Raw genomic sequence first — 25,258 nt, forward strand, 5'->3', positions numbered from 1 at the left:
CAGCGGGATGGTCGATCGTGAGTGGTTGTCGGTCTAGACCGGATGCATCGCCACTTCGCCGCTCTCGATGCCTGAGCGCGCGGGTGATCAATCGTTCGATGGGCGGCTAACACTGTCGGCGGCCCATGAACGTCCAGCGGCGCCGTACCAGGTCAACATGCCAGCGCAGCAACGTGCCCGACGTCAACCGCAGGCGGCCAGCTGTGGGCAGTAGCCGCGCAAGCGCGATGATCATCGCCCGATCCGCCCATGACGGTTGCGGTCGGGCGACCTGGCGACGGAGCACCGCAAGTTGATGGCGCAGCACAAGCAGGTGCCAGACGCTGACCAGGCTGGAGCGGGCCACGGCGACGAGGGCTTTGGGCCGACCGCGGTCACGGGGTGCGGCTGCCACCCCGTGACCGCGTCCTATTACCGGGTCACTCGGAAGGCGTCGACCAGCATGTAGGTGCCGGACTTCTTGACGACCTTGATCGTGTGCGTCCCCGCGCTGAGGCCGTCGGCCTTGAACAGCACCTGCTGGGTCTGCTTGGTCTCGGAGAAGCAGTCGACGGTCGCCTTCAGGACACCGTCCAGGTAGACGTCCACCTTGCCCATGTCACGGAAGCGCTCGGTGATGTACTCGATGCCGGTGCCGGAGAAGCCGAACTCGGCCGAGTCGCCGTCGGTGGAGGTGTAGTGCACGTCACCCCCCAGGTCGCCCGGGCGGCCTCCGCTGACACCCCACGAGCCGGTGTACCTGATCAGGAAGTCGTCGTCGTTGTAGACACCTCCCGCGGGCTCGGGAGTGGGGGCGCCTTCGCGCACGACCTTGCGGACCTGCTCAAGCTGAGCGAGCTGCTCGGGGTCGAGCCTGCCGTACCTGTTGACCTTGGTGTCCAGACCGATGGCGCCGCCCCGGTCGGTGGCCGCCTTCACCCAGCGCACCAGCGCGGTGGTGTCCTTGGAGGTGCCCTTGTTACCCCAACCGGCCCAATAGGGGTCGTTCGCTCCCAGATAGGTGAAGTCAAACCATTGGGTGCTCTGCTCGGCGTCGGCCCATCGCCCGGCTGAAGGGATGGCACCGAGGCCCCTGGACTCGCCTGGGGTGTAGTCGTCGTAGACGGACGTGGGCTGGTGGTTCCGGGCGCCCAGACCGGAGTTCAGCGCGATGATCCGGCCGGGATTGCCTGCCTTGAGCGCGGCGGCCAGGCTGGACCAGTTGTAGGGCTTGGTCATGTCCTGGTAGGCAGGGTGCAGCGAGGGGTACACCCCGTCGATCCACCAGCCGGCCAGCTTGGTGCCGTAGCGCTCGGAGTACTCCCTGATGACCGACTGCCACTTCGCCAGCGTGTCCTGCGAGGGCACGCCGTCCGTTCCGGGCGTGTAGCCGAACGCTTTGGTGATCGCGTAGTCGCCGGGCTGCTTGTGCGCCGAGTGCGGCGGGTTGCCCGGAATGTAGAAGACCAGCTTGATGCCGCGCTTCGCCAGCGCGTCGGCGATCTCCATGGGCAGGTCGCGCCCGGCGGGGGTGCGCTCGCCCGGCTGCAGCCCGGCGATGCGCTCGTAGGCCCGGTTGGGCGCGATCATGTAGCCGCTGTTCTGGCCGAGGGTGATCATGGCGAACCCGGCGCCCGCCTTCGCCAGATCCTCGGCATAGGCCTCGGCGTCGAAGGTCTTGACGAGGTCGTCCCACGACTCGCCGTCCTGCCACTTCTCCTCTGGGGAGGCGGCCACCCGGTTGATGTAGTTGGACAGGAAGTGGTGGGAGACGCCGTACCTGGCGTCGTGCAGCCAGTCCGTACCGGGGTTGCCGTCGACGGCCTTGATCAGGACGGGCTCGGACAGGCGGGACCTGCCTGTCGCACCGGTCGCGTCCACTGGGGTGACCTCCGCGCGGAGGTACTGGCCCCCGTAGCTCAGCGGGATGCCGATGTTGCGGGTCAGCACGCCCGTGAGCGGCGTCCACGGACCGAACGCGGTGGGCCCGGTGAGCCAGCGGAAGCGGGTGATGCCCTCGGCGTCGCCGTCGGGGTCCTGGAAGCGGTAGCGGACCTCAAGGCCGCCCTTGGTCCGGGCCTCGCCAGTGATCTTCACTTCCTGCGCGTGGGGCGAGTGCTGGGTCGTGGCCAGCGCGGGTGGGGCGATGAGGACGGCGGTGACCGTGACTCCCAGAACGAGCGTGGAACGCATGGCTCTCCTTCATGTGGGGGGTGACTACAGTTCGACGACGGTGCCGGTGTGGCGGGCGCGCTCGGCGCCGAAGACCACGAGGTGGCTGTCGACGCTCTCGGCGATGCCAGACAGGATGAGTTCGGGGCGGCCCTGGTGGAGGGCGTCGACGAACGCGCGGACCAGCGCCGCGTCGCCGCCCGCGTGCCCCTCGGCCGCAGATGAACCGTCCTTTGCGGTGTCGATCGTGGTCGTGCGCTCGGTGACGAAGTCGTAGACGTGGATGAACCGGCCGTCGCCGGTGAGCTGACCGCGGGTGCCGAAGAACTTGGTGTGCCGGTTCTCCAGCGGGGTGAACGCGGTCATCGTGAACGACGCGGTGACACCGCCCTCGTACTCGAGGTTGACCACCTGATGGTCGACCACGTCGTTGTCGCAGGCGTAGACGCACCTGCCGTACGGGCCCTCGGCCAGCGCCCGGGTCACGGCCTCCTCGGTGAGCACCCCGGCGGTCATGACCCGGGTGAAGTACTGCTTGGTGCCGCCGTCGCGCAGGCCTTCGCGGTACATCCGGGCGGCCGAGTAGGGGCAGGATGCCTCGACGGGACAGTCGATGCAGCGGCCGGCGGCCTCCGAAGGACGGTTCTCGGGGCGGAAGTGCCGCAGCCCGCCGAAGGAGGAGACCCGCTCGGCCCTGCGGCCGATGACGAAGCCGAGCCAGTCGAGATCGTGGCAGGACTTGGCGAGCAGGGCGAACGTGGCCTCGTCCTGCCGGCGCCAGTTCCCGCGCACGAAGGAGTGCGCGAAGTGGTACCAGCCCACCGGTTCCAGGTGCTCGACGGAGACGATCTCGCCGATCTCAGGCAGCACCTCTCGCAGCGCCGTGGTGTACGGCGTGTAGCGCATGACGTGGCAGACGGCCACGGTGGCACCGGTCCGCTCGGCGGCCTCGCCGATCGCGACCGATTCCGCCTCGGTCGGCGCGATCGGCTTCTCCAGCAGGATGTCGTAGCCCTGCTCGGCGAAGGTCTTCGTGGACGCCAGGTGGTCGGCGTCCAGCGTGGCGACGATCACGGCGTCGGCGATCCTGCCGAGGGCGGCCAGCTCCTTCCAATCGGCGAAGACACGGCCGGCCGGCAGCGCGTGCCGTACCGCGAAAGCCTCCCGGACGGCGGCGCGCGGCTCGGCGACGGCGACGACACGCACCCGGTCGGGCCAGCGCGTGACGAGCTCGGCGTAGGACGAGCCGCGCGCGCCCGCGCCCACCACGGCCAGGGTGATCGGCCGGTCGAGGGCCTTCCCGACATGGCCTCTCAAGTTGATCATCCTTTGACCGCTCCCCCGGTGAGTCCCTTGACGAAGTGCTTCTGCAGCGCGAAGTAGAAGATGAGGATGGGCAGTGCCGACAGCACCATCAGGCCGAACATGCCGCCGTAGTCGCGCTGGAACTGGCCGAGCGCGCGGTAGACGCCCACGGTCACCGTGGTGCCTCCGGCGGGGCCGAGGATGATCAGCGGGTTGAGGAAGTCGTTCCAGATCCACACGCCCAGGAAGATCAGCACGCTGGCCGTCGCCGGCCGCAGCAACGGGAAGACCACCCGCCAGAACGTGCCGAACCTGCCCGCGCCGTCGATCGAGGCGGCCTGCTCCAGCTCGACCGGAATCGACCGGATGAAGCCGGAGAAGACGAAGACGCCGAACGGCACGTAGTAGCCGACGTTGAACAGCACCAGGCCGCTGATCGTCCCCATCAGTCCGGTCAGGTTGAGCACCTGGGTGACCGGCACCAGGATGACCTGCGGCGGGATCATCAGCCCGGCCAGCAGCACCAGCAGCGTGATCCGTGCGAAGCGCGAAGGGCTGCGGCAGATGTAGTGGCCGAGCATGGCCGAGACCAGAGTCAGCACCACGATCGACAGCAGCGTCACGGTGACGCTGTTGATCAGACCGTTCCAGAACAGGTTGTCCGGCCGGTCGAGCGCCTGCGTGATGTTGTCCAGCGTCGGCGGGATCGGCAGCGCCGCCGGAGCGGCGGTGATGTCCGGGCCGCGCTTGAAGACGTTGGTCACGACCAGATAGAGCGGCAGGAAGAAGGCGCTCGCCATGACGATCGCGACCAGCGGGCGCACGAGCCTCACAGATCCACCTCCCTGCGGTTGAGCACGCGCAGCACGACACCGGAGACCGTCGCGATGATCACGAGCATGAGGATCGCCATCGCCGCCGACTCGCCTGTGCGGTTGGCGGTGAAGCCGATCTGGACGACGTTGAAGGCGACGGTGGCGGTCGTGCCCACGCCGGGACCGCCGGCCGTGAGCACCTGGATGTGGTCGTAGGCCTTGAACCCGGTGATCAGCAACATCACCGTGTTGGTAGTGAGCGCGGGGGCCAACAGGGGCCAGGTGACCTTGCGGAAGCGGGTCCACGGCCCCGCACCGTCCATGCTGGCCGCCTCGTGCAGCGACTGCGGCACGCCCTGCAGCGCGGCCAGGTAGACCACCGAGCAGAAGCCGAGCATCTGCCAGCTGATGATGAAGCCGATGGAGTACAGGGCCAGGTTCGGGTCGGACAGCCAGCCGGGCGGGTTGTCCACGCCCATGCTGCGCAGCATCGTGTTGATCAGGCCCTCGTCTTGCAGCATGGCCATCCACACCACGCTGATCACCACCGAGCTGAGCACGACGGGAACGAAGAAGACGCTACGCAGCACCCGGTAGAGCCAGCCGGCCCGGTCGAGAAGTACGGCCACGCCGATCCCCGCGACGTTCGGCACGATCACGACGATCAGGGTCAGGATCGTGGTGACCCGCAGGGAGCTGAGAAAGGCCTCGTCGGTGACGAGATTCAGGTAGTTGGCCAGGCCGACGAACCTCGTCTCGGCGACGAAGATGTTGGCGTTGGTGAGGCTGTAGCCGACGCTGAGCAGGATCGGCGCGAGCACGAAACAGGCGTAGACCAGCACGCCCGGGGCGACGAAGCTCAGCAGGTAGCCGAGCCGGTGCCAGAGGGCGGGCCCGCGTCGTTTCAGGACCATCTGCAGGGCTCTTTCGGTTTGATGGGGCGCCGCCGAAAGAGGCAGATCGACGGCGACCCCGGAATGAGAGGGCTACTGGCCGCCGGCCTTGACCCATTCCGCGTCGAGTTCCCTGGTCACCTGTGCGGCGTCCTTCCTGCCGGCGATGATGTCCTGCGCCAGCGCGAAGACTTTGTCGGAGACGCCGGGCAGCAAGGAGTCGTCGCCGGTCTCGACGGTGAAGGCGTTGACCACGCCTCCGGCCGCGAGGGCGTCTCTGTAGACCTGGAGGGTGGCGTCGTAGACCGGGCCCATGGTGGGCGGGGTGTAGCCCTTGATCGCGATGATCGCGGCATCCGACTTCACCGTCTCGTCGTTGTTCGCCTGGTTCTGGTTGAACTCCAGAGCGAATCTCTTGGCCGCCTCGAGGTTCTTGGCCTTGGCGCTGACAATCGGCCCACCGCCGGTGTAGGCGGGCACGATCGGCTTGGCGCCGTCGTCGGTGGGCAGAGGGAAGACCCCGACGTCGAAGGAGGGCTTGGTGGCGTCGGCGGACGCCGCGAACCACGAACCCATGGGGTACATCGCACCCTTGCCTTCGACGAAGGCCTTTTCCGTCGACGGGTAGTCACGCGAGAGACCGGCCTTGTCGATGTATCCCTTCTTCACCAGGTCGACGAACTTGGCGGTGGCCTTCTGGAAGTCGGGGTCGGTGAACCTGACCCTGCCCACGCGCCGTTTGACCAGGAAGTCGGGCTGCTTGCTGTACACGTCGGTGCCGACCAGGGCGATCCACAGGTATCCGGCCGCGAACGCGTCCTTTCCGCCGCCGCCGACCACGAACGGATTGACGCCCTTGGCTTTGAGCTTGGCCGACACCTCAAGGAGCGCTGCCCAGGTCTTCGGTGGGGCGCTGATACCCGCTTCGGCGAAGAGCTTCTTGTTGTAGTAGATCAGCGGCGTCGGCTGGGTGTTGTAGGGAAGCTGGTAGATCTTGCCCCGCAGCGGGTTGGCCTTCGGGAACTCGTACGCGGCCAGCTCGGCATCGCCCCACGGAGCGAGATGGCCGCCCTCGGCGAACCCGCCGGGCGCGATGGCGGCCATGACGTCGGGTAGCTGCCCCGAAGCCAGGAGCTGTTTCGCGTAGCCGTTGCGCTCGCCCGCGCTCGGCGCCACGAGCTTCTTCACCGTGATGTCGGGGTACTTGTCGGTGACCCGCTTGATCTGGGCGTCCCAGATCTCCGGGCCGAGGTTCGGTGTCTCGAACGTGAGGAAGGTGATCTCCTTCCTCATGCCGCCGGCCGTCTGCTCGGTGCTGCCGCTGCCGGCAGGGGCACAGGCTGAGAGTGCGAGCGCGGCGGCGGCGAGCGTGCATACCTTCTTCACCTGGGGGGTCCTCTCAGAGTGGTGCTGGGGATATTTTTAGTACCTCCTCTAATAATTGGCAATGGGCTACCATGATTTCCAGGCATTCATCGACTCGTGATGAGGACCGCGTGACCCTTACTGGCCAGGACCCCGCGCTGCTCCGGCGCCTCAACGCGGCCGCGGTGCTGCGCGCTTTGCACGGCAGCGACGCGTTGACGCTGACTCAGCTCGTGAACGCCACGTCCATCTCCAGGGCCACTGTGGAGGACGTGATCGCGGGCCTGCAGAGCGAAGGGCACGCCGAGGAGGTCAGGCCCAGGGCGGAGGACCCGCGCCCGGTCGGGCGCCCGGCCAAGCGCTACCGGTTCCGCGCGGAGGCAGGCCACGTCGTCGGCCTCGACATCGGCCCCAACAAGGTGCTGGCGCTGACCGCCGACCTCAAAGGCCGCATCGTCGACACCCGCAGGTCGGCCGTCAGCCCTGAGGCCACCCCGGACGACCGGCTCGCCGCCGCCAGGGCCGTCGTCCGCAGGACGCTGCGCGCCGCGGGGCTCGAGCCCGCCGACGTGCGCGCTCTCGGCGTCGCCACGACAGGAGTCGTCGACCCGGTCGCGGGCAAGGTGGTGGTCAGCGATCGGCTGCCAGGCTGGGCCGGGCTCGACCTCGCCGAAGCCTTGGACGGGCTGAGCGCGGGTCCCGTTCTCGTCGGCAACGACACCAACCTGGCCGCGCTGGCGGAACACTGGCGTGGCGTCGCCGCGAACGCCGACGACGTGCTGTGCATCCTGGCCGGGCGGAGCATCGCGGCAGGTCTGCTCATTGGCGGCAAGCTGCACCTCGGCCGCAACGGCGCGGCTGGGGAGATCGGCGTGATGAGCGCCTTCGGGTGGTACACCGCGCTGGACCGGTTCTACGCCTACGGCGCGGACGAGGGCTCGGCCGCGGACGCCGCCGAGCGGGTTTTCGAGGCGGTGCGCAGGGGCGACCACGAGGCGAACGCCATCGTCCAGGCCTTCGCCCGCGATCTGGCCAGAGGTGTGGGCGCGGCGATTCTCACCATGGATCCCGAGCTGGTCGTTCTCGGTGGCGGCATGTCAGGTGCTGGTGACCTGCTGGTGGGACCTCTGCGCGAGGAACTCGCGAAGCTTTGCCTCTTCCCCGTGCGGGTGGAGGCTTCGACGCTGGGCAGCGAATCGGTGGCTTTGGGAGCGGTACGGCTGGCGCTCGACCATGTGGAGAGCGCGCTGTTCGACGTGTGACATGGCGGGGCGTGTGCCACCAGAGTTGGCATGTGCCGGGCCTTCGACACCTGGACTGCTTCTACCCCTGGAGAGTCGCTCACTTTGGCGACCACGAAGGGGTTGATCCCGGTCCTGGCGGTGATCCAACCGGTGAAGGCGCCGATCGCCGCGTCCGCCAGCAGGCCGATGCAGAGGCCGGCGTACAACGGCAGGGCCGGCTGAGCGCCTGCCGAAAACCTCATCCATGCACTTCAAGTGGAGCATGCGACGTAGATTGACCACCTGCTGTCGGTCGTCGGTGCAGCCGAATAGATGGCTGATGGTTGCTCAACGGTTGCTCATACGCGTTCGATCGGCGACGAAACCCGGGCCCCGCTACCGTGCGCCTGCCCTGCACCGGAGCGATGCACCCAGCGGGATGCGACTCTCTGCGGCACTGAACGGCACCGAGGGAACCGACTCATAATCCGTGGGTCGTGGGTTCAAGTCCCACCCGCCCTACTCTCCCACTCCAGGCTGTACGTGGGGGTTCCTTGATCCCGCCAAGTCGGCGGGTCGGCGGTCTCCCAGATGGGAGACCGTAGGGAGACCGCCAGTTTGGGACGCCTCCCCCACGGCGACCGCCCGAGGCACCACAACGGCACTCGCTTCGGCCGCTTCCCGCGCCACTTCCGGCAGCACCGTCGTGTAAAGATCGGCCGTGATCGACACGCTCGAGTGCCGCAGCATCGCCGACGTCGTCTTCATGTCGTTGCCAGCCGCCAGGGACAGCGTTGCCGCACCGTGGCGAAGGTCGTGCAGCCGTATCGGCGGCAGGCCGGCCGCGAACGCCAACCGCTCGAAGTGCTCACTGACCCAGTCAGGCGTCAACTCGCTGCCGTCCTCCCGCGTGAAGATCCGGCCGGTGTCCGTCCACGCCGATCCCCACGCCAGCCGCTCCTCGTTCTGCCGCGCCTTGTGCGCCCGCAGGACGGCGACCGTGACCTTGTCCAGCGCGACCACCGCGCCCGACGACTCTGTCTTCGGCGATCCCTCCTTCACCTCCCGGCCGACGTTGGTGAGCTGCTTGGCCGTGGCCAGCAGACCTTCGTCCAACTCGCCGTCGATCCAGCGCGCACCGCACGCCTCGCCACGACGCAAGCCTCGGAACGCGATCAGGTGATACAGGGCGTACAGCCGGTCAGGCGCCGCATAGTAGAGGAAGGTACCGAGCTGAACCGGTGTCCACACCATCACCGGCGAAGGCCTCGGCGTCGCCAGCCACACCTTGAACCTCTCCAGCGGCTTCTTCGGCTGAACCGGGGCGGCCCGCTCGGCGGCTAGACGCTTCTCGTACGCGAGATTGAACGCCTCCACCCGCGCCTTCGTCCAGACCACGCCCTTGGCCTTCTTCCTGCGCAATGTGGTCAACCATGGTCGCCGCTACCCGCACAAACTCCAGGCGATGTGCCAGCAGCACCGGCAGCATGGCGATCCGCCGGATGCCTCTTGATCTGCGGAGACGCCTTCCAGCCGGCGACCGATGTTAAGAATTGTTGACACGATGTCTGCCGTGCTTTACGTTGGACCGTGTTAAAGGTTCTTTACATGGAGCGATCCGGCGCCCACCGCACGTCCACTCGAGAAGGGACACCCCATGAGAGCAGTGACTTACTACAAGTACGGCGCCCCCGACGTTCTGGGCATCGAAGAGGTCCAAACCCCCGCCCCCGGCGACAAGGACGTGCTGGTGAGAATTCACGCCGCCCTGGTGACCGCGACGGACGCCATCTTCCGCGTAGGTAGCCCGTTCTTAGCGCGGATGTTCACCGGTCCCATCAAGCCGAAGGCCAAGACGCTGGGCGGCGAGTTCGCCGGCGAGGTCGTGGCGGTCGGCAAGGACGTGACCCGCTTCAGCGTGGGCGATCAGGTCTTCGGGGACACCGGTCCGGCATTGGGCGCCCACGCCGAGTATGTGTGCGTGCCCGAGGATGGAGCACTGGCCGTCATGCCGGCCGGCCTGGACTACGCTCAGGCCGTCGCCGTCCTGGACGGCGTACTGACCGCCCTGCCGTTCCTCCGGGACAACGCACATCTGCGCGTGGGGCAGGAGATCCTCATCAACGGCGCCGCCGGCAGCGTGGGTGCGGCGGCGGTGCGACTTGCCAAAAAACACTTTGGGGCGCGGGTCACCGGAGTGTGCAGCACCGCCAAGCTGGAGCTGGTGAAATCGCTGGGCGCCGACGAAGTCGTCGACTACACCAAAGAGGACTTCACCCGCGCCGGCCGCACCTATGACGTGGTCTTAGACGCCGCCGGCAAGAGCTCGTTCTCGCGGAGCAGGCGCGTGCTGAACAGCGGCGGCGTCTACCTGTCGACCGTCCCCTCCCCGGGGATCCTCCTGCAGTCGTTCTGGACGCGGAAGTTCGGTGACAAGCGGGCGGTCATCGCCTTCACCGGCCTGCGTCCCACCACTGACAAGGCCGAAGACCTGCGCTTCCTCACTCAGATCACCGAAGCAGGGCAGATGAGGCCGGCCATCGACGGGCGTTACCCGCTGGCAGAGGCCGCCGAGGCGCACCGGCGCGTCGATTCCGGCCGCAGGCAGGGCAGCGTCCTGATCACCATGGAGCACAACGGCAACTGACCGAGGTCCGGAAGGCTTCAGCGGGTCAGCAGAACCCGGGCCAGGCCGATCAGCGCGGGAACCGTCTGCACGAACAAGGCGATCTCATCCCACACCCCGCGCGAGCGTGCCCGGTCAGGCCTCATGCCCTGTCTCGCTGAAGCTCAGGCAATCTCATCGATCACGAGGCATTTTGTCGTTGCCTCACCGATCTGAGGCATGATCACCGTCCTGGGTCAGAGAAGCTCGTCCAGGAGCCGGTAGTAGTACATCCGCTCTTCGTCGATGTGATCGACGAGGGCGTAGGCGGAAAGGAACCCCTCCCAGGCCGCCGGGCCGTGGTCCTCGGACAAGTCCCTGTGGGCGATGGCGAGGTCGCGGTACCGGTCGGCCACACCCAGTGCCGGGACATCGATGACTATGGGCTCTCCCGAGGCGGGCACCAGCACGTTGGAGGGGGTGTAGTCCCCGTGCGCGACGACGAGGTCCTCGACGCGCGGGCGCGTGGCCAGCAGTCGTTCGTAGACCATCTCAGGGGTCAGCCCGAAATGGTCGGCATCGAAGTCGTCCGGGTCCACGAGGCAGTCGCGGATATTGGCGCTGGCGTGTTCGAGAACCGCCGGCAGTCGGCCGTCGAAGGGGCACTCGGTGATGGGCAACTCGTGCAGCATGCGCAGCGTCCGGCCTAGCACGGCGCCTATGTCGGCGGGTGCGGCGGCTTCCAGGGATGGAGCGCCCACGTCGGCAAGAACGAGAACAGGGTCTTCGAAGGCGACCACCTCAGGGATGGGAACGCGTCCATGAAGCCAGCGCAGTCGCAGGTGCTCGGCCCCGGCGAGGGGGCCGTGCTTGACGTAGAACACCTTCGATCCCGACATGACCCTCAGGGCCGTACCACTGGCTCCTTCGTGGTCAGTCGACCAGGAGGCGTCCTGCTCGATTAACTGGCGAAGTTGGTCTGGGAGCTGCATAGATCACATTCTCATCCAATCTGATGCATCGCAGGCGAGGGGTAGACCTCAAGTTCAACGAGACAGGACACCTCAACCCCGATCAAGTTCGATGAGCCCCTTTGGCGTTTAAGTGATCTTGCTGGTGGGGGGCGGAGGTGAACCGTGGCCCCGCCCTTGGCGGGGCCACGGTGGCGCGATTGTGGTTAAGCCTTGATTGGTGCGGCCGTCCTGGCGGCCAGTTCGATCTTCGCGCAGTAGGCTGCACGGGCTTCCTCGTCGATCTGCTTCTCGTGTTCGGCGCGCAACCCGGTCCGGCCGTCGAGGCCCTCGCGCAGGATATCGGCGTGCCCGGCATGCCGGATGGACTCGCCGAGGACATGGACCATGATGGCGAACAGGTTCGTGTCGGCATAAGGCTCCGGCCACCACGGCACGTGGCCGGGGGCGTCGAGGGGAAGCTCGTTGATCGTCGCGTCCGAGTGTTCCCACGTGCGCCGGTAGAACCCGATGATCTGATCGCGGGTCTCGTCCTCGGTCGCCCACAGATCGCTGCCGTTGGAGTCCTGCCACCGGGGCAGCGGTTCCGGGGAAGGGCGGTCGAAGACCTCGCCGAAGTACCTGGCCTCGACGGTGGCCACGTGTTTGACCAGGCCGAGGAGGTTGGTCCCGGTCGCTGTCAAAGGTCGGCGGGCGTCGTATTCGGACAAGCCGTCGAGTTTCCAGAGCAGCGCCTTGCGGTCCCGCCGCAGTCTCCCGTGCAGGTTGTCTTTCGCGAAATCGTCGATCATGGGTCACGATTCTGTCAGGCTGCGCCGGTGGGCTCAGGTTGCGAGCTGCCTGGCGTCGGCTCCGCCAACGTTGTGAGCCGCTCGGCCTCGGGAACCACCGCGGCGGGCTCGCCGATTCGCAGACCCGCCGCGGCGTGCAGTTCGGTGGCGACCAGGCGCAGCTCGCTCAGCCGGGCGGTCTCGGTGGCGTGTTTTCTAGCGGGACACCATGTAGAGGAGCAAAGGCGTGGCCTGAGTCGGGCTGCCGATCGACGTTGGGAGCAGGAGCGCCGTTGTCGTTCAGCGGGTGTGCCCGCCCGTGCCGCGGTGGCCGAGTTCGGTGAGGGCGCGGTCGAGGGTGTCGGCGAAGAAGTCGGCGCCGGCGGGGTCGATGCACAGCGGTGGCTTGATCTTGAGGATGTTGAGGTGGTCGCCGGTGGGCTGGACGATGACGCCGAGGTCGAGCATGCGCTCGCAGAGTTCGGCCGTCTCCTCGGTGGCGGGCTCCAGAGTGTGGCGGTCGCGCACCAGTTCGAGGCCGAGGTAGAGGCCGGAGCCGTGCACGGCGCCGATGATGGGATGGTGCTCGGCGAGGGCCTGGAGCTTTGCCTTGAGGTGGGCGCCGGTGCGCACGGCGTTGCCTTGCAGGTCCTCGTCGCGCAGGGTGTCCAGGACGGTGAGGCCGGCGACGCTGGAGACGGGGCTGCCGCCGGTGGAGGAGAAGAAGTAGCCCTGGTCGCGGTAGCGGTCGGCGACGGCCCGGGTGGTGATGACGGCGCCCAGTGGATGGCCGTTGCCCATGGCCTTGGCGACACAGACGATGTCAGGGACGGCCTGCTGCTGCTCGAAGCCCCAGAACCAGGTGCCCAGGCGGCCGTAGCCGACCTGGATCTCGTCGGCGAGGGCCAGACCGCCGTGCCGACGCACCGCCGCGTACACCTGCTGGAGGTAGCCGTCGGGCAGAGCGACGCCGCCGGCGTTGCCGTAGTACGACTCGCTGAGGAAGGCGCCCGCTGGGCGGCCGGAGGCGGCCAGCTCATCGATCACCTGGACGGCTTCAAGGGCGTAGTTGTCGGCCTGTTCGCCGCGCCAACGCCCCCGGTAGGAGTTGGGTGAGTCAACCGTGTGGACCCAGCTCGGGCGGGTGGCCAGTGCGTTGGGGTTGTCCTGGAGAGAGGTGGACACGGCGTCGGACGCATAGGTCCAGCCGTGGTAAGCCTCGCGCAGGGCGACGACGTCGTGCTGTCCGGTGGCGCCGATCGCGAGCCGGATCGCCAGGTCGACGGCCTCGGAGCCGGAGTTGACCAGGAAGACGGTGTCCAGGGGGGCCGGCAGCAGAGCGGCGAGGCGTTCGGTGAACTGCACGACGGCGGCGTAGTGGAACCGGGAGTTGGTGTTGAGCCTGCGCAGCTGCCGCGAGATCGCCTGCTCGACGCGGGGATGGGCGTGGCCGAGCGGGGTGACGTTGTTGACCATGTCCAGATAGGAGCGGCCCTCGGCGGACACCATGTGGTGGCGCCAACCGCGTTCGATGCGGGGCGGGTTCTCGTAGTAGTGCTCTTGGACCAGGGCGAATGCCGCGTCGCGCCGGGCGAGCAGGTCGTCCTCCGGGGTGGCACCGCCGACAGCGGGCAGCCCGAGCAGCGGGGCGGGATCGGCGGTGAGCGCGAGCCAGCCGACGGCGTACTCGGGCCGCACCAGTGCCGGGATCGTGGGTGCCTCGGGCCGCCGGAGCGAGACGTGGACGCGAGCGCCGGCGGGCAGGGCGACCAGTTGGTCGCCTGCGTGCACGGGTCTGCCAGTGGGCGGGATCGGGTGGGCGGCGTCGGGGAAGGACAGATGCAGCACGTGGGGCCCGAAGGTGACGGCCGCGCGGCCGGGCACCGCCGCCAGTACCTCGCCGTCGCCCGGCGCCTGCAGGACGGCGGGCCCGTCGAGCCACAGGTCGACGCCCGTGGCGATGGTGGCGGGCGAGGTGGTGGACAGAGCGGGGGCAGCGGTGAGCTGCGCCTGACCGTAGCGGGTGGTGACGGTGGTGGCGCCGGCGGTGAGCAGGCCGGCAGCGAGACGGTCCACGGCTGCGTCCTCCAGCCAGGTGCCGTGGTCCATGGTGTCGGACCCGACGGCCAGGTCCAGCACAGCGATGCCTGCGGGGTCCGGTCCGGCCAGCACGGGCACCGCGGGCACCGCGGCGGTGGCCCGTTGGCGGGTCAGGCCGAATGTCTCGACGATCAGTTCGGTCATCACCGCAGTCGGCACGGCGCGGGCCTGCTCGAAGATGCGCCACTCGCGCTCGAGCGCGGCGTTCACGTAGGCGTTGTCGCCGTCGACGGCGGCCTGGTGCCGTCCGCTGACCACCAAGGTGGCCGCCCGGAGCACCACCAGGGGCCACAGAGCCGTCGCCTCGTCCCCGGACAGCGGCCTGATCTCGTGGAACGCACGGACGGCGGGCAGGACGTGGTGCGGTTCCATGCCGTCGTGGTGGAGGATCGAGGACAGTGTCATGGCGAGCTCGCACACCGCCCAACTGTCCGTCAGGTCGCCGAAGTCGATGATCCCGTCGGGCAGTGGCACGGGGCTTTCGGGCGAGATGACGAGATTGTCGTCGGTCAGGTCCAGATGCACGGCCTGGCGCGGTAGCCGGTCGGCGACCCCCAGGAGAACGGCCCAGGCCTCCGTGGTCGCGGCCAGCACGGCGGATCTGCGCTCCGCCTCGACGACGTGGTCCGAAAGTCGCGTGACCACGCGGTCGGCGTGGCGGGGATCCCACTGCAGGACCCGCTCCAGGCCCGGATGACGGAAGGACCGCAGGGTCGTGCTGACCTGGCCGACGATACGACCCATGGCCGCGACCGTCCGGGGCGTCAGGTGACGTGAGCCGGAGAGCGTCCCACCGCGCAGATACCGCAGCAGGCGGGCGGTGACCGGACCGTTGTCGGTTGGGACGGTGACAGTCCTGCGGACACCATCGACATCGCGCACAACGGTCGCGACACGCAGACCGGGATGTGCGTCGGCGATCAGGTCTGCGGCGGTGTCCTGCGCGTCGATCTCGGTCGCGGTGAACGCCGGGTTGGCAATTTTGAGGACGGCCACGGGCGATCCGTCGTCGTGGGTCAGCAGGAAGTTGGCGTCCTGCTGACTGCCCAGCGCCTCGGCGCGGACCGCGAGCCCGAAGTGCTCGGCGGCGGTCCGGCGGGCCTCTTCGGTGGTCAGCCGTGGGGCAGGCAGGCCCTGGTGCGTGAAGAAGTCGATGGTGAGGGGCTGGTGATGCGTCATGCCGGGTACCTCGGAGCGGTTCGGTGGAGGGATGGGTGGATGCTGACCGGCAGGGGGCGGTGGGTGAGGCATCGGCAGCACGTGATCGGCCGCCGTGGCGGCCGTCGGCACAAAGGCGAGAGGCCCCGGACAGGCGGACGGGACGCGCCGCGTCGACGACAGGTCGGGCCGACCACCGGAGCTGCTCTGTCCGGTCGCGCTGTCACCTCGGTGGTGGTGAGGCAGGAGTGCTCAGTCGACGTCCCACAGAAAGCGGTGGGTGTGGATCCCGAAGTACGGGAAGCTCTCCACCGCCGCGACGCCCTCGATGGGACGCACGACGACGTTGACGAAATCCAGGAGGGCGTACGGGCGACGGCAGACGACCTCCACGAAGAGGTCGAAGGCGCCCGAGACGAGGACGGCGTAAACGACCTCGTCGTGGCGTGAGAGTTCGTCGGCCACCGCGCGGGGATCGCCGTTCACGCGCAGACCGAGCATGGCCATGGTCTGCCCGCCCATGGCCATCGGGTCGGTGACCCCGACGACCTGCACCACCTTCGTGTCGATCAGTCGCTGCAGCCGTTGGCGGGCTGCCGAGGGCGACAGCCCGACTTTCGGCCCCAGATCGCTGTACGGGATCCGCCCGTCCACCTGCAGTTCCCGCAGGATGGCCCGGTCGATGTCGTCCATGGCGTTCACCTCCTGTGCGTGAAAGAGCTAACCATTCAATCGAATCGCGTGCAATAGTGCCCAGGAACGCTCGAAGACGGAGTCTACGAAGATGAATCGCTTGTCGGTGGCCGTCACGGGCACGCCGATCTGCTCCCTGAGCACTGAGGCGCACGTCACCGCCCTGTCGGCTGGCCCTCCGGCGCCCATCGCGGCCCGAGGCTGCACCGCCGAACGCGCGGCGCCCGCCCGCTGGAACCTGGCCGGTGGCGGTGTTCGCCGACTTTGGCCCGCGCCAGCGGCTTCAGCCACCTTCGTGTACAGCGGGCGGCCAAGCTCTTCGCCGCTATGCCGTGTGGCCTGGTTCGGAACGGCCCACCCATGCACCGCGGCCCGGCTTGATCCATGGATCTCGTGGACGAACCCCTCTTGACGCACTGGTTTCCCTAGGTATTCCATACGGCCGCCGGGAGTGGACGAATCGAGGACGCCCCGAAGCCGCCGGAGACGATAGCGCGCTCCCGCCCCTCATCCCCATCGCACGAGTCGATCGGAACTCGTTCCCCATGACCGATACGCTCCGCCCTGCCGAGACGCCTCTGCCGCAGGAGTCCGGCAGTCCCCAGAAGCTCAGACGCTCGATAGGCGTCGTCGGCGGCACCCTGCTCACACTTTCCTGTGTGACCCCCGCTGTCGATTTCCGAAGTCGCCTGCACGGATTTCCGTACTCGTGTGCACGCTGACGGGAACGGTGGGGATTTCGCAGCTGGTTATGCTCTGCCTGCGCCCGGTTCGATGATGTCGACGTCGAAGTCACGGCGAAGGGTCTCAATCGTCGATCTCATGCCGCAAATCGTGGGTTTTGGCGGCCATGAGAATCAACGATGGATCCCGCCATCCTGCGGTAAGCCTGACTTACTGCCGGAAACAGGACCCTGCTCCGTGAAGGTGTGCATGCCGAGGTCTCGCACTACCTCGGCCAGCACATCGGGGGAGACGGCCGGACACAACCTAGTCAAAAGTGAGCGTTCCCAGGTCTCTGAAAACCTGGGCGAGACCACGGATGGCGGGGGTCTCCGCATCCGCCCGCCAGACCAGGCCCCAGCTGATGGGGCGGGCGTCCCGGAGGGGCAGGTAGGCGATGTCGGGACGGGCGTTGTAGCGGATGGCGTGCCAGTGAACTGGCTGGACGACCTGGCCGTCGGCGATCAGCGTGGCCATTTCGTCCCAGGTCGTGATCGGCATGGTGCGTGTGACCGGGCGGCCCTTGGGGGTGTTGAAGGGCACCGCGGTGTCTTCCCAGTAGTCGGGCAGGGTGATCGACGGTCCGCACACGCCGTAGTGTGCAAGCGCTTCGAGGCTGGCAGAGCCACGCTCGACCAGGTCGTGGTCGGCGGCCACCATCAAGGCCCGGGGTTCGGTCCAGACGACGGGGCCGGCGGTGAGGTCCGGTTCCTCAACGGGAAACCAGCTGATCAGGACGTCGATCGAGCCGTTGCGGAGTGGTTTGAACGGCTCGACGAAGAGGTTGTGCCGGATCTGCAGGCCCCACTGCGGGTGCCGGGCGCGGAAGGCGTCCCAGAACGGGCGCAGGTCGTGGGCGAAGCTGGGGATCATGCCGATGCGGAGCACGCCGGTTTTGCCCTGGGCGGCCAGGCTGGCCCGCCGCATGCTCTCGTGCAGTTCCCGGTAGACCGGCCGGAGGTCGTCTCTGAGCTGCTCGCCGATCGGCGTCAGCCGTACGGTCCGGCTGGTCCGGTAGAACAGGTCGGCGCCGATCTTCCGCTCCTGCTGCTTGATCACCTGACTGACCCGCGCATGGGTGATGCGTAAGCGCTCGGCGGTTCGCCCGAAGTGCAGCTCTTCGGCGAGCGTCAGGAAGATCTCGATGTCACGAAGTTCCACGTCCGCCTTCCATCGGTAAGTCGCGCTTACCGGAGCATAGCGAAGTGCGTCGTTGATCCGGATCACCGGAAAATCCACCATTTGGAGAGCCGCCATCCAGCGGACTTGAGGAGAGAGACCATGACGCACCGACCGGGAGTTGTGATCATCGGCGGCGGGTTCGCCGGTTACAACGCCGCGCGGGTTCTGAACCGCAAGCACCGGCGGGAGATCGATGTCACCCTGCTGAATCCGACCGATTTCATGCTCTACCAGCCCTTGCTGCCGGACGTGGTGGCCGGGATCGTGCATCCGCGCCACGTCGCGGTGTCCCTGGCCGCCGCGCTGCCGTACACCCGGTTGCTGCCCGGCACCGTCACCGGGCTGGATGCCGATCAGCGAGAGGTCCGCTACGTCGACTCCGAGGGCCGATCGCGGCAGGTCGGCTACGACCGGCTGATCGTCAGCGTGGGCGCGGTGAACAAGGTTCTGCCGATCGAGGGCAGCCAGACCTACAGCCACGGCCTGAAGGGTCTGCCCGAAGCCCTCTATCTGCGCGACCACATCATCCGGCAGGTCGAGCTGGCCGCCGTCGCCGAAGACCCGGAGGAGCGGCGGGCCCGGCTGACCTTCGTCGTGGTCGGAGCGGGCTACACGGGCACCGAGACGGCCGCCGTCGGGCAGTTGTTCACCCGGTCTCTGCTGCGCAAGTACCGGAGCTTGGCCGGCGTGCCGGTGCGCTGGATCGTCGTGCAGTACGACGACCGCCTCCTGCCCGAACTGCGCCCTTCCCTGGGCAGGACCGCCGAGCGGGTCCTGCGCAAGCGCGGAGCCGAGCTGCGGCTGGGCGCCACCGTGCGCAAGGCCGCACCGGATGGGGTGCTGCTCAGCGATGGCGAGTTCGTGCCGGCCAGGACCATCGTCTGGACGACGGGCGTCCGGCCCGATCCGGTCATCGATACGTTCGGCCTGCCCACCGTGAGCGGCAGGATCCAGACCGACGAGTACATGGCGGTGAGCGGCCACCCGGAGATCTACGCAGCCGGCGACGCGGCCGCCGTGCCCGACCTGGCCGGTCCGGGCGAGATCACCCCGATGACGGGGCAGCACGCCCAACGGCACGGCAAGGCCGTGGCCCGCAACGTCGCGGCCTCGCTCGGATTGGGCCGGGGCGCCAAGCCGTACCGGCATCGGCTGCTGGGCTTCCTCGTCGACCTCGGCGGGTGGCAAGCGGCGGCGGACCCGCTGGGCGTGCCACTGTCCGGAGTGGCCGCGAAGCTGGTCACCCGTGGCTACCACCTGTACGTCATGCCGGGCAACCGGATCCGGGTCGCCGCCGACTTGCTGCTGAACGCGGTGCTGCCGCGCCAGGTCGTGCAACTCGGCCTGGTCAGAGGCGACGCCGTGCCGCTGGACAGCCCCGACCCCGAGCTCCCCCGGCGGGTGTACCCGACCCGCTCGCCACAGGGTGAGCACGTCGAAGCGGTCGTCCCCCTGTCCGTAACCGGAGGCATCCATGCCCATCACCACTGACGTCCAGATCCATGCCGTGAACGTCCTGGTCTTCGGCTCCGGCGCGGCCGGACTACGGGCGGCGATCGCCGCCTCCGACGCCGGTTGTGAGGTGCTCGTCGTGGGCAAGCGCGCCCGAACGGACGCCCACACCGTGCTCGCCGCCGGAGGCATCAACGCCGTGCTGGGCCGGACCACCATCCGCCGTCGTGGCCGCCGCCAACGAACGGCTCGCCTCCCTGGTCAAGCGCGGCGACGAGTTCGCCCAGCCGCTCCAGCGCGACCTGCGCGACCTCATGTGGGAGCGCTGCGGCGTGGTCCGCCACGAGGACGGGCTCAAGCAGGCGCTCCTCGGCATCGAGGCGCCGGCTGAACGGGCACGACAGGTGGACGTGTCACCCACCGACGAAGGCTACGAGGACCTCGCCCACCTGCTCGACCTACAGGCATCGCTGTTCGTCGCCTAAGCCACCGTCCTGGGGCCATCGCCCGCAGAGAGACCAGGGGCTGCCACAACCGGAGCGACTACCCCGAGCTGGACGAAACGCTGACCAAGACCCTCGAAGTCTCGATGGACGACCGCGAGCACCGGGTCGGCAGCCGCGCCCTGCTCGAACCCACCCCCGAGCTCGCCCGCCTGGCCGCGCTCACCCCCGACCTCGACCCGACGGGTCGACTCACCGAATAAGGAGATCGCAACCATGATTCTGGTAACCGGTGCCACCGGCAACGTCGGATCCCACGTCGTCAACCAGCTGATCGACGCCGGCGAGAAGGTTCGCGTCATCACCCGCAACCCCGGCGGCCATTCCGTCCCCGAGCAGGTCGAGGTCGTGCCCGGCGACCTCACCCAGCCGGACACCCTGTCGGAGGCGCTGGACAGCGTGGAGCGGGCATTCCTGTTCCCCGTCTTCACCGGGCTCGACGCCTTCCTCGACGCGGCCCGGCTGTCCGACCTGCAGCACGTCGTCCTGCTGTCGTCTGCGGCGATCACGTACACCACGCCTTCGTGGATCGGCGAACAGCACCTGAGCCTGGAACAGGCCGTCGCCGCCTCCGGGCTGGCGTGGACATTCGTCCGCCCTGGCTTCTTCACGACCAATGACCTGGCCTGGGCGCCGCAGATCAAGGCCGGCGACGTCGTCCGCGGCGTGTACGGCAACGCCGCCGTGGCCCCGGTCGACCCGCGCGACATCGCCGCCGTGTCCGTCCGGGCACTCCTCGATGAGCGCGTGGGCGAGTCCTTCCTGCTCAGCGGGCCGCAGTCGCTGACGGGGATCGACCGGGTGCGGATCATCGCCGAGACGATCGGGCGGCCGCTGCGCTTCGAGGAACTGCCTCACGAGCTGTTCCGGGAGCAGATGCTCCACCACGGTATGCCTGCCCCCGCGATCGACGACATGATCGCCGGGCTCGCCGAATGGGACGGCAAGACCGCACCGGTCCTGCCGACGATCGAGGAGGTCACCGGGCGGGCGGCCTTCACCTACGACCAGTGGGTCACCTCCCGCGCGCAGGACTTCGGCCCGACGCCGGCCTGACGCTGTGTCCACATATCGACCGAAAGAGACAACCGCCATGATCCTGATCACCGGAGCCAACGGCGTCGTGGGACGCCAGGTGATGAACCAGCTGCTCCAGGACGACACCGCCGTCACCGCGGTCACCCGTAGCCCCGCCGAGGCCAAGCTCCCTGATCGCGTGAGAGCCGTCAACGGAGACCTGTTCCATCCCCAGTGGATCGAGCAGGCGCTGGAAGGAGCGGAAGCCATCCAGATCAGCCCGCGCGCCGCCGGTCCCGGCCTCGGCGACCTGCTGAAGCTGGCCGCCAAGCAAGGCGTACGGCGTGCGGTGCTGCTATCGGCCACCACCGTGGAGTATCCAGCCGGGGAAGCCCGCTTCGCCGCCCAGTTCAAGCTCGCCGAGGAGCTCGTCATGAGTTCCGGCCTGGACTGGACGGTGCTGCGCCTGGCCGACTTCGCCGCCAACGCCCTGGCCTGGGCGCCCCAGCTGAAGGCCGGCGACGTGGTGCGCGGCGCGTACGGCCAGGCCGCCACCTCCCCGATCCACGAAACCGACATCGCGGCCGTCGCCGTACAAGCCCTCCGCACCAGCGCCCACGCGGGAAAGGTCTACACGCTGACCGGGCCGCAGTCACTGGATCAGTTCGAGAAGGTGCGCCTCATCGGCGCAGCCATCGGCCGGGAGCTGTCGTTCCAGGAGCTCCCGCCCGAGCAGGTACGGCAGGGCCTGCTCGCGCAAGGGCTGCCCGAGGAGGTCCCGGCCCGCCTGCTCGGCTCCCTGGCCGACTACGCCAGCCGTCCGGGCCCCACCACCGCCACCGTGGAAGAGCTGCTGGGCCGGCCCGCACTCACCTTCGCCGACTGGGCACACGACAACGCACGCGCGTTCGGCGGCTGATCACCACCCGGTAATGCGGCCACCCCGTACTGGGGGAAGCTCACGTGGCGCAGGTCACGAGCCACACCAGAAGCGGGTTGTCGACCACGAGATGCTGGCAACCCAGCAAAACGAAGAATGGAATGAGATCATGAGCAAGGTTTGGTTCGTCACCGGTTCGTCGCGCGGTCTGGGCCGCAACTTCGTCGAGGCCGCCCTGGCTCGCGGCGACAAGGTGGCCGCGACCGCGCGGAACACCGGCAGCCTTGATGAGCTGGTCGCAGCCTACGGTGACGCGGTGCTCCCGCTGGAGCTGGAGGTGACCGACAAGGTCGCCGTCTTCGAGAGCGTGAAGCGGGCCAAGGAGCACTTCGGCCGGCTCGACGTCATCGTGAACAACGCCGGCTACGCCCAGTTCGGTGCGATCGAGGAGCTGACGGAGGAGCAACTGCGCGATCAGCTGGAGACCAACGTGTTCGGCGCGATGCGGGTCATCCAGGCCGCGCTGCCGTACTTGCGCGAGCAAGGGTCGGGGCACATCATCCAGATGTCCTCGGCGGCCGGGCTCATCGCCATGCCGCTCGGTGGCGCGTACCACGCCTCGAAGTGGGCTCTGGAGGCGCTGAACGAATCTCTTGCGGGCGAGGTTGCCGGCTTCGGCATCAAGGTGACCATGGTCGAGCCCGGCGGCTTCGCCACCAGGTCCGGCAAGAACCCGAATCCGCTCAACAACGGCTACAAGGTCGAGCCCAACCCGATCTACGACGGTCTCCGCCGGGCACTCGCTGGGGTGGCGGGCAAGCTGCCCGCCGGCGACCCGGCCGCCGCGGCTCAAGCACTCCTCAAGATTGTCGACGCCGGTAACCCGCCTCTGCGGGTGCTCTTCGGTCAGGGTTTCTACCCGATGATCCAGCAGGCCTATGCCGACCGGCTCAAGACCTGGGACGACTGGCAGGACCTTTCGGTGGAGGCGCACGGCCGGGCCGGCTGAGAATCCCGGCCCGGCTAACGACCTCGCGCACGATTATATCGTGATCTTGGTCGGCGACCCGACGTTGGTCTCAAGCGGATGAACGAGAATGCCGTACGGGATCATGCCAGGGTGTCTAAGCCTGGCTGGGCTGTACCGCCTTTCGCATTCCGCCTTCACCGGGATCTCCCGTAAACACCTGGGTCACCTGATCGAGGAAATCGCCCCGCGCTGGACCTCGCGCCGGCAGGACGTGCTGACCGGGCGGCGCGGGCACGAGCGGCCGCGCTGAGGGCGCAGGCCCCGAGCACACTGTGGTCTTCGTCGACCGGGTGCTGGTCACGCCAACACCGTCGGCGGGCCACGACATCCCAGAAGCGATCAACTCTCCCGGCCAACCAGCAGAGGCACTGTCTTTCATCAGGACTCGACGTCCAGGACACACAAGTGCTCACCCGCCGGACGGCTACCAACCAGCGGGTCCGCCGCACCGGCGGACCCGCTACGACTGATGAGGACATCAGCCATGAACATCCTGATTCTCGGAGCGGGATACGCCGGAATGACCGCCGTGGCCGCCGTCGCGCGCCGCACCCGCGGCGAGGACGTCCGCGTGACCCTGGTGAACCCGAGCACCCGCTTCACCGAGCGGCTGCGGCTGCACCAAGTCGCCACCGGGCAGAAACTGGCCGATCTGCGGATCCCGGAGATGCTCGAAGGCACGGGCGTCGAGTTCGTCCAAGGCTGGGTGACCGCGATCGACGCCGGCGCCCGCCGGGTGGCGCTCGCCGACGGCCGCTCGCTGGAGTACGACAAGCTCGTCTGCGCGCTCGGCAGCGTCGCCGACATCGGCATGGTGCCGGGCGTGGCCGAGCACGCGGTCACGCTGAACAGCGCGGACGAGGCCGCCCGTCTCACCTCTCGCCTGGTGGCGGGCGCGACCGTCGTCGTCGGCGGGGGCGGTCTGACCGGGATCGAGGCCGCGGCCGAGATCGCCGAGCAGCACCCGTCCGTGCGGGTCGTCCTGCTCAGCCGGGGCGAGCTCGGAGCGATGATGGGCGCGAAGGCGCGTACCTACCTGCTGGCCGGGCTCGACCGGCTCGGCGTCGAGGTGCGGACCGGCGTGTCCGTGACCAAGGTGATGCCGGAAGCGGTGGAGCTGGACGGCGGCGAGCTCCTCGCCGCTGACGCGGTCCTGTGGACGACCGGTGTCAAGGTGTCGCCGCTGGCCGCCGAGGCCGGGGTCGAGGTCGACGGGCGGGGCCGGATCGTGGTCGACGCCGCCTTGCGTTCGGTCTCCCACCCCGAGGTCTACGCGATCGGCGACGCCGCGGCGATCCGTCAGAAGTACGGCGTGATCCATGGGACGTGCCAGAGCGGCATCCCGACCGGCGCCCACGCCGCCGCCTCGCTCGCGCGTGAGGTGCGGGGCAAGGAGCCCAGGCCGTTCCGCTTCCGCTACGTGCACCAGCCGGTGTCCCTGGGCCGCCGCGACGCCGTCATCCAGTTCACCCACGCCGACGACACGCCCGCCCGGTTCTACCTCAAGGGCAAGTGGGCGGTCATCTATAAGGAGACGGTCAGCAGCAGCCCCTGGAAGGAGTTCGCGATCCTCAAGCGCTGGGCCCGGCTGCCGCTGTCCCTTAAGGGCGGCCGTGCGACCCGTATGGCATGATCGTCTCCGAAGAGGGTTTGATGGACATCCTCGACCAACCTCGGGGCCACCACCATCATCCGCCCCCGCACCACGCAATCATCCTTCGCGATCCAAGCACGGACCCTGCCACAGATCCTCACCGACACCGAACTCACTCAGGCCCGCACGAGCAAGATCGATGTGGAGGGAGCCGAAGGCGCGGCCGTACGCGGACTGACCCCACTACTCGACCGGCTCCGGTCCGACGCCGAACTCATCGTTGGGGTCACCCCCGACGGCTGGCCAAGCTCGGACACAGCATCGACGACATCCTTCAGCCCCTGCTCGCACACGGCTTCCACCCATATCGCCTGGCCAACGACTACACCGCCTCCAGCTACCTTCCCGCCCTACGCCGGCCGGCCCGTGTCCGTACGATGGCACGGCCGATCACCGAGATGAGCGACCTGTGCCAGGACGGTGGTGACGGCTCCAGCAGTGATATTGGTGTTGATGGCTGGCTGCGGGATGTCGCGGCGCCACAGCAGCCGGTGGATCGTGGTCTTGGCGACCGCGCTGTCTCGGCGGCAGTTTCCTCACGGCGTTCTGCGTCGGCCGGACCCGACGGCGCGGCTCAATGCCTCTTGACGCGGCACCAGATCAGCCAGGAGGCGACGGCAGTGCGACTGCGGTTCTACGTCGCCGGCGCGCTTGCCCCCACAGCTCGGCGAGCAATTGGCCGATCTTGACATCGGCGATCTCGACAGCCGCCGATCGCGGCCAAGGCGGGTGCAGGCGCGGTGGGTGTCGGGGTCGGCCGCGTGTGGG

The 25,258-nt window shown here is 68.3% G+C and carries 20 protein-coding genes and 2 pseudogenes; 11 read left to right on the forward strand and 11 right to left on the reverse strand.

Going from position 1 to position 25,258, the window contains the following annotated elements; translation table 11 throughout:
* Positions 1-411: 411 nt before the first annotated feature.
* The 5 genes from ACTWPT_RS37735 to ACTWPT_RS37755 all read right to left on the reverse strand — a co-directional run bounded on the left by ACTWPT_RS37735 (position 412) and on the right by ACTWPT_RS37755 (position 6,550).
* Positions 412-2,172, reverse strand: coding sequence for an alpha-L-fucosidase (locus ACTWPT_RS37735; RefSeq protein ID WP_443182300.1), 1,761 nt, complete (start codon positions 2,170-2,172; stop codon positions 412-414).
* A gap of 24 nt (positions 2,173-2,196) precedes the next feature.
* Positions 2,197-3,477, reverse strand: coding sequence for a Gfo/Idh/MocA family protein (locus ACTWPT_RS37740; RefSeq protein ID WP_443182301.1), 1,281 nt, complete (start codon positions 3,475-3,477; stop codon positions 2,197-2,199).
* On the reverse strand, positions 3,474-4,289 hold the full coding sequence (locus ACTWPT_RS37745; protein WP_443182302.1) for a carbohydrate ABC transporter permease: 816 nt from the start codon (positions 4,287-4,289) through the stop codon (positions 3,474-3,476). Before ACTWPT_RS37745 ends, ACTWPT_RS37740 begins: the two co-directional genes overlap by 4 nt.
* Positions 4,286-5,185: a carbohydrate ABC transporter permease gene (locus tag ACTWPT_RS37750; RefSeq protein ID WP_443182303.1), complete on the reverse strand. Its 900-nt coding sequence runs from the start codon at positions 5,183-5,185 to the stop codon at positions 4,286-4,288. Before ACTWPT_RS37750 ends, ACTWPT_RS37745 begins: the two co-directional genes overlap by 4 nt.
* A 72-nt stretch (positions 5,186-5,257) precedes the next feature.
* The gene (locus ACTWPT_RS37755; protein ID WP_443182304.1) at positions 5,258-6,550 is read right to left on the reverse strand and encodes an ABC transporter substrate-binding protein; all 1,293 of its coding nucleotides are present in this window, start codon (positions 6,548-6,550) and stop codon (positions 5,258-5,260) included.
* 110 nt (positions 6,551-6,660) lie between these two features.
* On the opposite strand from ACTWPT_RS37755, the gene ACTWPT_RS37760 reads away from it, so the two are divergent.
* On the forward strand, positions 6,661-7,791 hold the full coding sequence (locus tag ACTWPT_RS37760) for an ROK family protein (RefSeq protein ID WP_443182305.1): 1,131 nt from the start codon (positions 6,661-6,663) through the stop codon (positions 7,789-7,791).
* A gap of 480 nt (positions 7,792-8,271) precedes the next feature.
* Here ACTWPT_RS37760 and ACTWPT_RS37765 read toward each other — a convergent pair whose 3' ends face one another.
* Positions 8,272-9,174: a site-specific integrase gene (locus tag ACTWPT_RS37765; RefSeq protein WP_443182306.1), complete on the reverse strand. Its 903-nt coding sequence runs from the start codon at positions 9,172-9,174 to the stop codon at positions 8,272-8,274.
* Between the two features lie 235 nt (positions 9,175-9,409).
* Between ACTWPT_RS37765 and ACTWPT_RS37770 the strand changes: the two genes are divergently transcribed.
* Positions 9,410-10,399: an NAD(P)-dependent alcohol dehydrogenase gene (locus tag ACTWPT_RS37770; protein WP_443182307.1), complete on the forward strand. Its 990-nt coding sequence runs from the start codon at positions 9,410-9,412 to the stop codon at positions 10,397-10,399.
* 215 nt (positions 10,400-10,614) lie between these two features.
* Here the strand turns inward: ACTWPT_RS37770 and ACTWPT_RS37775 are convergent, their stop codons facing one another.
* From ACTWPT_RS37775 to ACTWPT_RS37795, 5 genes are all read right to left on the reverse strand, one after another.
* On the reverse strand, positions 10,615-11,349 hold the full coding sequence (locus tag ACTWPT_RS37775) for an aminoglycoside 3'-phosphotransferase (RefSeq protein WP_443182308.1): 735 nt from the start codon (positions 11,347-11,349) through the stop codon (positions 10,615-10,617).
* A 185-nt stretch (positions 11,350-11,534) separates the two neighbouring features.
* Positions 11,535-12,119, reverse strand: a complete 585-nt coding sequence (locus tag ACTWPT_RS37780; protein ID WP_443182309.1) for a DinB family protein — start codon at positions 12,117-12,119, stop codon at positions 11,535-11,537.
* 279 nt (positions 12,120-12,398) lie between these two features.
* Positions 12,399-15,377: an aminotransferase gene (locus tag ACTWPT_RS37785; protein ID WP_443182310.1), complete on the reverse strand. Its 2,979-nt coding sequence runs from the start codon at positions 15,375-15,377 to the stop codon at positions 12,399-12,401.
* 231 nt (positions 15,378-15,608) lie between these two features.
* A complete protein-coding gene (locus tag ACTWPT_RS37790) occupies positions 15,609-16,049 on the reverse strand; it encodes an Lrp/AsnC family transcriptional regulator (RefSeq protein WP_138715971.1) in 441 nt (146 codons plus the stop codon).
* Positions 16,050-17,039: 990 nt separating this feature from the next.
* On the reverse strand, positions 17,040-17,933 hold the full coding sequence (locus tag ACTWPT_RS37795) for a LysR family transcriptional regulator (protein ID WP_443182311.1): 894 nt from the start codon (positions 17,931-17,933) through the stop codon (positions 17,040-17,042).
* A 120-nt stretch (positions 17,934-18,053) separates the two neighbouring features.
* Here ACTWPT_RS37795 and ACTWPT_RS37800 point away from each other — a divergent pair, with 120 nt between their 5' ends.
* The 9 genes and pseudogenes from ACTWPT_RS37800 to ACTWPT_RS37840 all read left to right on the forward strand — a co-directional run bounded on the left by ACTWPT_RS37800 (position 18,054) and on the right by ACTWPT_RS37840 (position 24,469).
* The gene (locus ACTWPT_RS37800; protein ID WP_443182312.1) at positions 18,054-19,445 is read left to right on the forward strand and encodes an NAD(P)/FAD-dependent oxidoreductase; all 1,392 of its coding nucleotides are present in this window, start codon (positions 18,054-18,056) and stop codon (positions 19,443-19,445) included.
* A pseudogene (locus ACTWPT_RS37805) lies at positions 19,429-19,611 on the forward strand (FAD-binding protein); the annotation flags it as partial. The gene ACTWPT_RS37800 and the pseudogene ACTWPT_RS37805, both read left to right, overlap by 17 nt.
* Before the next feature lie 22 nt (positions 19,612-19,633).
* On the forward strand, positions 19,634-19,891 hold the full coding sequence (locus ACTWPT_RS37810) for a hypothetical protein (RefSeq protein WP_443182313.1): 258 nt from the start codon (positions 19,634-19,636) through the stop codon (positions 19,889-19,891).
* 17 nt (positions 19,892-19,908) lie between these two features.
* A pseudogene (locus tag ACTWPT_RS37815) lies at positions 19,909-19,965 on the forward strand (hypothetical protein); the annotation flags it as partial.
* Between the two features lie 160 nt (positions 19,966-20,125).
* Positions 20,126-20,965 (forward strand): NAD(P)H-binding protein, encoded by an 840-nt coding sequence (locus ACTWPT_RS37820; RefSeq protein WP_443182314.1) that lies wholly within the window; start codon positions 20,126-20,128, stop codon positions 20,963-20,965.
* A gap of 37 nt (positions 20,966-21,002) precedes the next feature.
* Positions 21,003-21,845 (forward strand): NAD(P)H-binding protein, encoded by an 843-nt coding sequence (locus tag ACTWPT_RS37825; RefSeq protein WP_443182315.1) that lies wholly within the window; start codon positions 21,003-21,005, stop codon positions 21,843-21,845.
* Positions 21,846-21,975: 130 nt separating this feature from the next.
* A complete protein-coding gene (locus tag ACTWPT_RS37830; RefSeq protein ID WP_305923856.1) occupies positions 21,976-22,815 on the forward strand; it encodes an SDR family NAD(P)-dependent oxidoreductase in 840 nt (279 codons plus the stop codon).
* Between the two features lie 88 nt (positions 22,816-22,903).
* Positions 22,904-23,086, forward strand: coding sequence for a hypothetical protein (locus tag ACTWPT_RS37835; RefSeq protein ID WP_443182316.1), 183 nt, complete (start codon positions 22,904-22,906; stop codon positions 23,084-23,086).
* Between the two features lie 234 nt (positions 23,087-23,320).
* Entirely contained in the window at positions 23,321-24,469 is a 1,149-nt protein-coding gene (locus tag ACTWPT_RS37840; protein ID WP_305923854.1) for an NAD(P)/FAD-dependent oxidoreductase, read from the forward strand.
* Positions 24,470-25,258: the final 789 nt, after the last annotated feature.

The sequence above is a fragment of the Nonomuraea sp. 3N208 genome, from assembly GCF_052245935.1.
Classification (GTDB): domain Bacteria; phylum Actinomycetota; class Actinomycetes; order Streptosporangiales; family Streptosporangiaceae; genus Nonomuraea.

Coding starts and splice junctions, on each gene's coding strand:
- ACTWPT_RS37735 (WP_443182300.1), bottom strand. CDS start 2,172: ATGCGTTCCACGCTCGTTCTGGGAGTCACGGTCACCGCCGTCCTCATC.
- ACTWPT_RS37740 (WP_443182301.1), bottom strand. CDS start 3,477: ATGATCAACTTGAGAGGCCATGTCGGGAAGGCCCTCGACCGGCCGATC.
- ACTWPT_RS37750 (WP_443182303.1), bottom strand. CDS start 5,185: ATGGTCCTGAAACGACGCGGGCCCGCCCTCTGGCACCGGCTCGGCTAC.
- ACTWPT_RS37770 (WP_443182307.1), top strand. CDS start 9,410: ATGAGAGCAGTGACTTACTACAAGTACGGCGCCCCCGACGTTCTGGGC.
- ACTWPT_RS37775 (WP_443182308.1), bottom strand. CDS start 11,349: ATGCAGCTCCCAGACCAACTTCGCCAGTTAATCGAGCAGGACGCCTCC.
- ACTWPT_RS37780 (WP_443182309.1), bottom strand. CDS start 12,119: ATGATCGACGATTTCGCGAAAGACAACCTGCACGGGAGACTGCGGCGG.
- ACTWPT_RS37785 (WP_443182310.1), bottom strand. CDS start 15,377: ATGACGCATCACCAGCCCCTCACCATCGACTTCTTCACGCACCAGGGC.
- ACTWPT_RS37790 (WP_138715971.1), bottom strand. CDS start 16,049: ATGGACGACATCGACCGGGCCATCCTGCGGGAACTGCAGGTGGACGGG.
- ACTWPT_RS37800 (WP_443182312.1), top strand. CDS start 18,054: ATGACGCACCGACCGGGAGTTGTGATCATCGGCGGCGGGTTCGCCGGT.
- ACTWPT_RS37820 (WP_443182314.1), top strand. CDS start 20,126: ATGATTCTGGTAACCGGTGCCACCGGCAACGTCGGATCCCACGTCGTC.
- ACTWPT_RS37825 (WP_443182315.1), top strand. CDS start 21,003: ATGATCCTGATCACCGGAGCCAACGGCGTCGTGGGACGCCAGGTGATG.
- ACTWPT_RS37830 (WP_305923856.1), top strand. CDS start 21,976: ATGAGCAAGGTTTGGTTCGTCACCGGTTCGTCGCGCGGTCTGGGCCGC.
- ACTWPT_RS37835 (WP_443182316.1), top strand. CDS start 22,904: ATGCCGTACGGGATCATGCCAGGGTGTCTAAGCCTGGCTGGGCTGTAC.
- ACTWPT_RS37840 (WP_305923854.1), top strand. CDS start 23,321: ATGAACATCCTGATTCTCGGAGCGGGATACGCCGGAATGACCGCCGTG.